Origin of the sequence: Lactobacillus johnsonii ATCC 33200 (assembly GCF_000159355.1) — a bacterium.
In the GTDB taxonomy this organism is placed as follows: Bacteria; Bacillota; Bacilli; order Lactobacillales; family Lactobacillaceae; genus Lactobacillus; species Lactobacillus johnsonii.
Genome location: NZ_GG670122.1, coordinates 157,492 through 167,346, shown reverse-complemented (window position 1 = coordinate 167,346; position 9,855 = coordinate 157,492). Strand labels below are relative to the sequence as shown.

General features: G+C 33.4%; 10 protein-coding genes. 4 read left to right on the top strand and 6 right to left on the bottom strand.

Annotation, left to right across the window (positions count from 1 at the left end; genetic code table 11):
* Window positions 1-130: 130 nt before the first annotated feature.
* The 3 genes from serS to HMPREF0528_RS08500 all read right to left on the bottom strand — a co-directional run bounded on the left by serS (window position 131) and on the right by HMPREF0528_RS08500 (window position 2,812).
* Complete coding sequence (gene serS / locus HMPREF0528_RS08510; protein WP_004896642.1) at window positions 131-1,441, bottom strand: serine--tRNA ligase; 1,311 nt, start codon at window positions 1,439-1,441, stop codon at window positions 131-133.
* A 217-nt stretch (window positions 1,442-1,658) separates the two neighbouring features.
* Window positions 1,659-2,213 carry a GNAT family N-acetyltransferase gene (locus HMPREF0528_RS08505; RefSeq protein ID WP_034525412.1) on the bottom strand — a complete coding sequence of 185 codons (555 nt, stop codon included), beginning with the start codon at window positions 2,211-2,213 and terminating at the stop codon, window positions 1,659-1,661.
* Window positions 2,213-2,812, bottom strand: coding sequence for a TVP38/TMEM64 family protein (locus HMPREF0528_RS08500; protein ID WP_004896640.1), 600 nt, complete (start codon window positions 2,810-2,812; stop codon window positions 2,213-2,215). Before HMPREF0528_RS08500 ends, HMPREF0528_RS08505 begins: the two co-directional genes overlap by 1 nt.
* 165 nt (window positions 2,813-2,977) lie before the next feature.
* On the opposite strand from HMPREF0528_RS08500, the gene HMPREF0528_RS08495 reads away from it, so the two are divergent.
* The 3 genes from HMPREF0528_RS08495 (at window position 2,978) to HMPREF0528_RS08485 (ending at window position 6,089) form a co-directional block, all read left to right on the top strand.
* Window positions 2,978-3,784, top strand: coding sequence for an alpha/beta hydrolase fold domain-containing protein (locus HMPREF0528_RS08495; protein ID WP_004896639.1), 807 nt, complete (start codon window positions 2,978-2,980; stop codon window positions 3,782-3,784).
* Entirely contained in the window at window positions 3,771-4,613 is an 843-nt protein-coding gene (locus tag HMPREF0528_RS08490) for a helix-turn-helix domain-containing protein (RefSeq protein ID WP_004896638.1), read from the top strand. Before HMPREF0528_RS08495 ends, HMPREF0528_RS08490 begins: the two co-directional genes overlap by 14 nt.
* Before the next feature lie 102 nt (window positions 4,614-4,715).
* Window positions 4,716-6,089 carry an NAD-dependent succinate-semialdehyde dehydrogenase gene (locus HMPREF0528_RS08485; protein WP_004896637.1) on the top strand — a complete coding sequence of 458 codons (1,374 nt, stop codon included), beginning with the start codon at window positions 4,716-4,718 and terminating at the stop codon, window positions 6,087-6,089.
* Between the two features lie 48 nt (window positions 6,090-6,137).
* On the opposite strand, the gene HMPREF0528_RS08480 is transcribed toward HMPREF0528_RS08485, so the two are convergent.
* Both HMPREF0528_RS08480 and HMPREF0528_RS08475 read right to left on the bottom strand, forming a co-directional pair.
* Window positions 6,138-7,148, bottom strand: coding sequence for a zinc ribbon domain-containing protein (locus tag HMPREF0528_RS08480; protein WP_004896636.1), 1,011 nt, complete (start codon window positions 7,146-7,148; stop codon window positions 6,138-6,140).
* 74 nt (window positions 7,149-7,222) lie between these two features.
* Window positions 7,223-7,906, bottom strand: coding sequence for a TVP38/TMEM64 family protein (locus HMPREF0528_RS08475; protein WP_004896635.1), 684 nt, complete (start codon window positions 7,904-7,906; stop codon window positions 7,223-7,225).
* Between the two features lie 147 nt (window positions 7,907-8,053).
* Here HMPREF0528_RS08475 and HMPREF0528_RS08470 point away from each other — a divergent pair, with 147 nt between their 5' ends.
* Window positions 8,054-8,857 carry a Cof-type HAD-IIB family hydrolase gene (locus tag HMPREF0528_RS08470; protein ID WP_004896634.1) on the top strand — a complete coding sequence of 268 codons (804 nt, stop codon included), beginning with the start codon at window positions 8,054-8,056 and terminating at the stop codon, window positions 8,855-8,857.
* Between the two features lie 74 nt (window positions 8,858-8,931).
* Here HMPREF0528_RS08470 and HMPREF0528_RS09645 read toward each other — a convergent pair.
* On the bottom strand, window positions 8,932-9,855 hold a 924-nt coding region (locus tag HMPREF0528_RS09645), incomplete at its 5' end, for an MMPL family transporter (protein ID WP_004896633.1).

The window sequence follows — 9,855 nt, the reverse complement described above, 5'->3', positions numbered from 1 at the left end:
CTTTTTGCAAAAAATTAGCAATATTTTTTAGAGTGCTAATTTCAAGCCTTTTCTCTAGTATTTTAGATATAAAAAAATGGTATTCTTTTGCTATTTTAGCAATTGAATACCATTCTTACTTTATTAAATTTTATTCACCGAATTTTGGCTCTTTAGTAATGACTTTCATTCCATGCATATATGGTTGTAAAGCTTCTGGAACATTTACAGTTCCATCTTCATTTTGGTAATTTTCCAAAATAGCAGCTACTGTTCTACCTACAGCTAGACCAGAGCCATTTAAAGTATGTGCTAAATGAAGTTTACCATTTTCGTCTCTGTAACGAATTAAACTACGACGTGCTTGGAAGTCAGTACAGTTTGAACAACTTGAAATTTCACGATACTTATCTTGTGCTGGCATCCAAACTTCTAGATCATAAGTTTTTGCACTAGTAAAACTTGCATCCCCAGTTGAAAGAGCAACAACATGATATGGTAAACCAAGTTTTTGAAGTAAATGTTCAGCATTATGGGTTAATTTTTCCAATTCATCCCATGAACTTTCTTCGTCAACAATTTTTACCATTTCAACTTTTCTAAATTCGTGCATTCTGATTAATCCACGAGTGTCACGTCCAGCTGATCCTGCTTCACTTCTAAATGCTGGAGAGAATGCAGTTACATTAATTGGTAATTGCTCTCCATCTAAAATCTTGCCACGGAAGTAATTAACTAATGGTACTTCAGCAGTTGGAATTAAAGTTAAATCACGTGGTTTATCAGGATCATCATTATCTACAATTGTATAAACATCTTCAGTAAACTTAGGGAATTGACCAGTTCCTTGCATAGAAGCATCGTTAACTAAGTATGGTGGAATTACTTCCGTATATCCATCTTTAGTATTTTCATCTAAGAAAAAGTTTGAAACTGCACGTTCAAGTAATGCTCCTGCGCCTTTGTAATAAACAAAACGAGCACCTGAAACTTTAGCAGCAGTATCCCAGTCTAAAATATTCAATTCTGTTCCAATTTCCCAGTGAGGTTTTGGTTCAAAATCAAGTTTAGTAGGCTCATGCCACTTACGAACTTCTTCATTGTAACTTTCATCAGGTCCGATAGGATCTGAGTCTGCTGGGAAGTTAGGTAAACGAAGTAAGATATAGTTTTGCTTTTGAGTTAAATCTTCTACTTCTTTATCTAAATCTTTAATTTCTTTACCTACTTCACGCATTGCTTTAATGGCATCACTTGCATCTTCTTTATTGCGTTTAGCTTGAGCAATTTGATCAGATACTTCATTACGCTTTTGTTTTAATTGTTCACTCTTAGTTAAAGCTTCACGTCTTTCTTTATCAATAGCTACTAATTTGTCCAATTCCTCTGGTTTAATTCCTCGTGTAGCTAATTTTTTCTTTGACCAGTCTAAATTCTCTCGAATTACTTTAATGTCTAACATATTTCCTCCTTAAAAATAAAACAAAAAAGCCGACTCATCCCTACACTGGGACGAATCGACTTACACGGTTCGCGGTACCACCCACATTTGGTTAAAAAATACCACACTCAAAAAGCGATAACGGTGCTAACCGTGTAGAATTACCTACCCACATTCGAAATCTGGAAACGACTTTTTTTACTCATTTACACCAACCATGAGCTCTCTGAAACTAGTCTTAGGATTTCATGTTTATTTGCATTATATCATGCCAATCCTGTGGTGTTAACAAATAATATTTTTCTTGATAATTAAAAAGTGAAGAAACCATTGAATAATCAGTGGTATAGACATATCTAAACCCTAATTTTTTTAACAATTTTTGTGAATTTGTATTAGATACAAATGTACCCGCCCAAATTTGATTTTGCTCTAATTCTTTAAAAGCAAAATCAATAATTAATTGTAATGCCTCGGTCATTAAACCTCTGTGCCAATATTCTTTATCTAACAAAAAACCTAAATCTTTTGTTAGTAAAAGACCATTGTATTCATCTAATCCACGTTCATATAGTTCAACTAAACCAATTAAGCGATTATTTTCTTTTAGTACTATACCGTAGCTATAGGGACGTACTTGATATTGAAGGGTACTTTTTTTGGCCGCATCTAAATCTTGTAAATATTGGTAGCCTGCACTTTTGTGATAAATATTATCTTGTCCCCACTTAAGAAGCGTAGGAGCATCTTTAGGTTCAATTTTTCTTAAAATAATTCTCTCAGTTTCTAGCATTACTTGCCTACTAACTTTACTAACCATTTTGCACCATAAACTAACCCTAAACTATAGGCTGCAATGGTCCAAGGTTTTCCTAATAAAATTATCCATAAATATGTTGAGAACTTCATTTCAGTTAATCCAGCAATCATACATAAAATGTCATCTGGCGCCATTGGCGCAATAATACACAGACCAAAAAACCAATTAAATTTTTTCTGATTGGCTGTCCACTTCATGTATTTTTCATACGTCTTTTCAGAAACTAAATGTAGGATAAAGGGTCTACCATAATGTCTGGCCAAGAAGAACAAAATAATAGATCCTAAACATATCCCGACATAATTATAAATAAACCCCCATATTGGACCAAAAAATATTACTCCTCCAAGCAGCGAAACTCCACCAGGGATAATCGGAATTACAACTTGTATTATCTGAATTAATGTAAAAATTAAAGGACCGATAATTTGCTTGTCTGCTAGATAGGCCTTCATTTTTTCTTGGCTTGTAAAAATTCCTAACCTATACCAATAAATACTTAGCAAAATTAGAATAATTGTAGTAACAATGGTCAAAATATTAATTAATTTACGACTCGTTTTAGTAGACATTTTTCTACCCTCCTTGGTATGTTAAATTAATGATAACAAAAACAAGGTAAAATAGACGCACTAACCTATGAATTAAACTTAATTATAGTGAAAATAAGATATGACTTATCATTAAAATTTATTCTATAATATTAATGTATTATAAAATAACTAAGAGGCATAACTATGGTTGTTATAAAAAAAGATATAATTTACGATGAAAATAACAATTTGAAGACTGATATCTATTTTCCAAATGATACTACTTCACAAACAAAACTCTTAATCTTTTGGCATGGAGGAGGCTGGTTTGCTGGGTCTAAAAATGACGTTAAGGACCTAGGAATAAAGTTAGCAAATGCTGGCTTTATGACCTTAATTCCTGATTATCGTTTAGCACCCGCTTTTACTTATCCAGCTACTCATCAAGATAGTAAGAAATTTGTGGAATGGCTTTTAGATTCTGATTATACCGATGATGACGATCAACAAAATATTGTACAAATTGGTGCAAGTGTCGGCGGCACACTAGCTTTGTATATTGCTGGAATTTACGGTTTTCCTACGGTTACGTGGTCAGCATCGGTAGACTTCTCGAACTGGATGAAAAATCATCAAGATGTTATTCCATCAAGATACGGTGCCAATGAGTTAAAACTAACAAATTTATATGATATTTTTGAATCATTCTATAAATTTTTTGTAAAAACCTATGCTGGGAAAAATGATCAAGCTATTTTCAAAAAAATGGATGTCGAAAATTATGATCTTAGCCATTTGGGCCGGCTAAAAATGATTAATTCTGCTCATGAATTAGTTCCACTAAATGGTGTTTTAAAATTTATCGACTTTTTAGCTAACAATGATCATGAGGTTGAATTATTAGTCATTAAAGGTCATCGGCATGCAATGGATTACGCCATGGATTATATTGATGAATCTTTAGATTTTTTGTATCAGACAATCAAGGAGAAGAAGAATGATCAACATTAACAAATTTGTTTTCATTCGTAAAAAATTAGGTTTGTCTCAAACTGAACTATGCAATGGAATTTGTACTCAATCTACATTAAGTAAATTTGAAAATAATGGCCGTATTCCTTCTATAAAAATTTTAAATAGTCTGTGCGACCGAATGAATATTAATGTAGCTGATATCATGGACGTTGACTCTAATAAAAAAACATCCCATAAATTATTTGAGGCGGATTTTGCTGTTATTCAGCTTGATTTTCCAAAAGTTGCTCAAATTTTAAGCAGTGTTAATAAGGATGAATTAGTCCGCCAAGAAGATATTCTTCACTATTATTATCTGCGCGGTCTACTAGCTTTAAATTTAGATCATGCTAAAACTGACGCACTTTACTACTTTAATTCAATTCTAGATACAAACCTATCAAAACGAAATAAAATCTATTATCTTCTTGCCCTTAAAGGCTGCAGTCAAGTCTATGACTTACAAGATGATGTTTATAAAGCACGACATTATTATGACATCATTTTGTCTTCAATATCCAATGTTCCGCTTGAAGATGAAGACTCTTTACTACAATTTCTTTCTATTCTTTGTAATGGTGGAGAATTTTATGGTCGTAATGACGATTATGAGCAATCGGATAAGTTATTAAATATGGGATATGATCTATGTAAAAAACGACATGTAATTTATTTTGCTGCTCGCTTTCTTTATCAATTGGCACAAAATAATATTGCTGAAAATGGATCGCCGCAAAAGACTGCTCAATATTTAAATGACTCGGCTGCCTTTGCTCGTCTGAATAATAATCATGTTTTACTGGAAAAAATTGATAAGTTAACTTAAATGTAATCACTTATTTTTAATTTCTTACTAAAGAGAAGTGATTTTTATATGCATCTATAAGAAAGCGCTTTATAATATATTGTATTGAAAAGAGGAAATTTTATGTCTAAATACGAATCAATTAATCCATATACAAACCAATTAATTAAAAGTTATCCAACTGCAACTCAAGAAGAAATTGAGCAAGCACTTGAAACCGGAGAAAAATTATATCTAACTTGGCATAGTCAGATGCCAGCTACTAGAAGCGAGTTACTTCACAAGATAGCAAATAATTTTCAAAAACATCGCAAAGAAATGGCAAAAACCATGACTTTAGAAATGGGAAAATTATATCGTGAGTCGCTTGAAGAAGTAGATCTATGTATAAATATTTGTAATTATTATGCTGATAAAGCTCCTGAAATGTTAGAGCCTACTCCTTTAGAAACAGATTTAGGAAATGCCTATTATCTAAAACAATCTACAGGTATTATCATGGCCTGTGAACCATGGAACTTCCCACTTTATCAAGTAATTAGAGTCTTTGCCCCTAATTTTATGGTTGGAAATCCTATTATCTTAAAACACGCTCATAATGTTCCAGGCTCAGCCCAATTAACTGAAGAAATTATTGAAGAAGCTGGTGCTCCAAAAGGAAGTCTACAAAACTTATTCCTATCTTATGACCAAATTGGCGATGTTATTGCCGATAAACGTGTTCAAGGCGTTGCAGTAACTGGCTCAGAACGTGGTGGTAGTAGTGTCGCAGAAGCTGCTGGTAAAAATATTAAAAAGTCGACAATGGAGTTAGGTGGAAATGATCCATTTATTGTTTTGGCAGATGCTGACTCTACTGTATTAAAGAATGTACTAAGTGATGCCAGAACCTATAATTGCGGTCAAGTCTGCACCTCTTCTAAACGAATTATTGTTGTTGAATCCCGTTATGACGAAGTAATGGATATCTTGCACCATACTTTTGCTGGACTTAAACCTGGTGATCCTTTAGATGCAGATACTAGTCTTGCACCAATGAATTCTCAAAGAGCTGCTGATAAGTTAGCTGAGCAAGTTAAAAAAGGAATTGAACATGGTGCAGAAGTTGCTTATCAATATCCTGAAATTAAAAGTTCTGGTGCCTTCTTCCGCCCAATGATTTTAACCAATATTGATAAGAAGAATCCATTATTTGATGAAGAGTTGTTTGGCCCAGTTGCTGAAGTATTCAAGGTCAAAAACGAAGAAGAAGCAATTGCTCTAGCAAATGCTTCAAGTTTTGGTTTAGGATCTAGTGTTATTTCTGAAAATAGAACTCATGCCCAAGAAGTTGCAAGTGAAATTGAAACCGGGATGACTGTTATTAATGGGCGCTGGATTACCGCTCCTGAATTACCATTCGGTGGTGTTAAAAAATCTGGCTATGGCCGTGAACTTAGTGAACTGGGCTTGATGTCATTTGTAAACGAACATTTAGTTATTGACGTTTCAAAATAATCTTTAAGTGTACAAAAAAAGCTTAGATCAATATTGATCTAGGCCTTTTTAATTTTGTCTCATACTGCGAAAAGCAACTACTGTTAAAAGAATACTTGATACAAATAATAAATATGTCGAAACTCCGAAAGAAATTGCATTCGCAACAATACGTTGAATTTCAATGCTATTGGCTACTGTATTATTGGTAATACCTAGAGAAGATCCAGCATTCATAAAGATCAATTCTACAGCACAAACTATTAAAACAATCGATTCAATTAATGAAAGGAAGAAAACTAATTTCTTATTATTCTTACCATTTTTAATTGTCAAGATAATGATTGCAATTGGTACACCAACTAAAAGTAGCCACATCCCATAACCAATAAAAATATATTTTCCATTAAATCTACCAATTGAAAGGAGCGCCTTAGAAATAGATAGTGCTTGGTAGCCTTGCATCATTCCAGATGAAAATGGACCACTGAAAACCAAAAGTAAGTTTAATACTGCAATTAAGATCACTCCTAATTGAGTTGCAGTTCGTTTTTGCTTAACAACTTTTTTTATAGCTTCTGGATCCCGACCCAATTTATCATCAATCTTTTGACGGTGAGCCCTTACTTTATTCTCCCCTTCTTCAAAAGAATTAACTACATCGGAACCAACCTTATTAACATGTTCCGTCAGTCGTTGATCAACCGTATACTGCTCAGTTTTCTTTCCTTTATTCTTATCAGAAACTATAAATAACCAAATTAATAAAGCAAAGAAACAAGACCATCCTAGAGATGGAGAAAAACTTGTTAAAATCAAAAGAATAATTCCAACTACAAAAACAATCATTGAATTCACTTGAATCCAATTAATCATAGTCGCAATGGTAGAATTCTGTTTCTTTGGCTCAACTTTCTTAACAGAACGTGTTTCTTGTTTCTGATGATCATCATTTTTTTCATTACGTGTAGTATCCTGACCAGTAAAGAATTCATTTCTAAACTTTTCTAGGTCAAAGTGACAATTAGGACACTGCTTGTCAGTTGGCTTTACATCTTCTCCACAATTTGGACACTTCATTTTTTATTCCCTCATAAACTTTTTTAGCTTATTATAGCATTCTAGCCCTTAAACTAAAAAAACAGAAAGCATCCTTATGCTGCTTTCTGTTTTTTTCTTGACGCGCGGTTAACTAACCACCAAGCCATAATAAATAAAATGGCGATCCCAATTAACGCACCAGCTAATTTTTTGATATCACCATTGAAGATCGCATCCCCTCCAAAGGCATAGATAAATGAAGTAGGAAACATTCCCACAATCACCATTGACAAAAACTTATTAGGCGGCGTTTTTAGCCGTGCAGCCGTATAATCAACTAATACGCTTGGTATAACTGGTACCATGAAACCTAAAGTCATTCCCAAAGTGGGATGTTTCTGATTCATTAACCAATTAAGAAATCTATTTTTCTTAAACTTGTGCGAAAAACTAACTCTCTTTATTAGACTTTCTACGATACAGTTTCCAAGAACATTTCCACACCAATTAATGGCTAATCCAATCCACGGACCATAACAAAGACCGGCTAAAATACAAAAAACAGAATTCGACATTCCCGGAATCGCATTTAAGATGGTTATTAATCCTAGTAAAAATAAGCCATCCCGTACTTCATGTTGTCGAAGCAAATAGAGTAGTTTTGTTTTCATATCCTTCCCTGGGTGCATTAACAAATCAATTTCAGGACGATAGTCACGATAAAGCAAGTATAATAAAATTCCTGCTGCTAAAATCCCACAGATTATAAATAATATTTTTCTCAATTTTTTTGTCATTATTTCACTCGTTTATTCTAAATTCATATGCCATAATCATATTTTTTCACGTTTCAGACCAATTATCAAAACTATTATTATCCATTCGTTCTTATACTTTATCGTATTATAATAGTAAAAATAAAGCTATCTCAAAAGGAGGAAAAAATGTCCGCAAAACTTATCTTTAGTGATATAGATGGAACTCTTATTACTTCTCAAGGTATCGTCTCTTCTACTACTATTGAAGCAATACGTAAACAAATTATAGCTGGTAATTTATTTATTCCAGTTTCTGCCCGTTTTCCTAAAGGAATTATGAATGTAGTAGATAAAATCACCAATTTCTGTCCAATAATTGCCTATAATGGAGCATTAGTTTTAGATGAAATGGGGCGTCCACTTAATTCACAATTCTTTGAAGCTTCACTTGCTCTTAAGTTAATTAAAGAAATTGAAGCACTTGATACTAATGATCTTGCCTGGAATGTTTACAGTGGCTATAACTGGTTTTCTTCTCTTAATAAAAACCCATTAATTGCCAAAGAGGAAGAAACAATAGGAGTTAAATCCTTGCCAGTTTCTACAGAGCAAATAAAAGAATTAAAGGGAATTCATAAAATGCTAATTATCGGCGAACCTACTCTTATAGATAAAATTATTCCTAGCCTTGAATCTAAGTTTCCTAGCCTAGTTTTTGTTAAATCAGCATCTCATCTTTTAGAAGTCGTTCTTAAGGGTGTTAATAAAGGAAATGCAGTTAAAATTGTTATTGATAGCTTTGCAATGGACAAAAGCAACGCTTGGGCCTTTGGTGATAATTACAATGATGAATCAATGTTTAATTCAGTTGGCCATCCCATTTTAATGGGAAATGCTCCAAAAGACTTGAAAGAGAGCTTATCTATTCCAATAACTCTTGATAATGATCACGATGGAATTGCTGCAGTATTAAATAAAATTTCTAATTAAAAAAGATTGAAGTTTTAATCCTCATTAGCAAAAAGGATAAACTTCAATCTTTTTTTGTCTAAGAGTACTAAATATTATTTAGCCTCTTCTTTATTCTTTTTTCTGCCTAAGCCTTCATAAGTAATCTTCATAGCAGCAGACATATTAATTGGAAGTAAGAATACCAAAAGTAATAATCCAATATCCACACATAATGCAACTTCAATTAAAGTTGGTACACCAGATGGGATTAAGGCGGCGAAAGTACCACCAAGGATAATAGCTGCTGATATTACAACTGTTCCGATAATGTCGCAGGCCTCAAGCATTCGTTGACTTGTACTCCAGCCAGGGTTTACTTCTCCCAACTCACGATAACGCATCATTAGGAAGATTGAGTAGTCAACACCCAAAGCAACAATCATGATAAAGCTGAAGAATGGAGTGTTCCAAGCCAATAATGATCTACCTAAAACAGCCTTAACAATCCATTGATTAATTGATAAAGAAGTTAGGTAGGCAATTACTAAAGTACCTAGGATAAACATTGGTTGTAATACAGATCTAGTAACAAAGATCAAAGCAATACCAATACCTACTAACATAATAATTGCAGTTCTTAAGAAGTCGCTACTTGCAGTTTCTTGAGTATCGTAAATCTTTTCAGATTGTCCACCCATTGCAACTGTTGAACCAGCAAGACTTGTACCCTTAACTGATTTTTTAACCATGTTACTAATTTCATGAGCCTTCTTTGCTCCTTCAGTTGAAGCAGGGTTCATCTTTAGAATGATGATGATCTTAGTAGATTTAAGATCTGAACTCATGTAGTTATCAAGAGCAGGTTTAAAGCTAGATGAGTGAATCATGTTTGCTGGGATGTAGAAAGTCTTACCAGCTGCTGAATCAGCTAAGCCAGTTAAGTATTCTTGACCAGCACCTAAACCGCTGTTTACTTTGTCAATTCCGGCGGTAATCTTAGGATTATTTGATGCAATTTGACCAGCACCGTTTGCTAA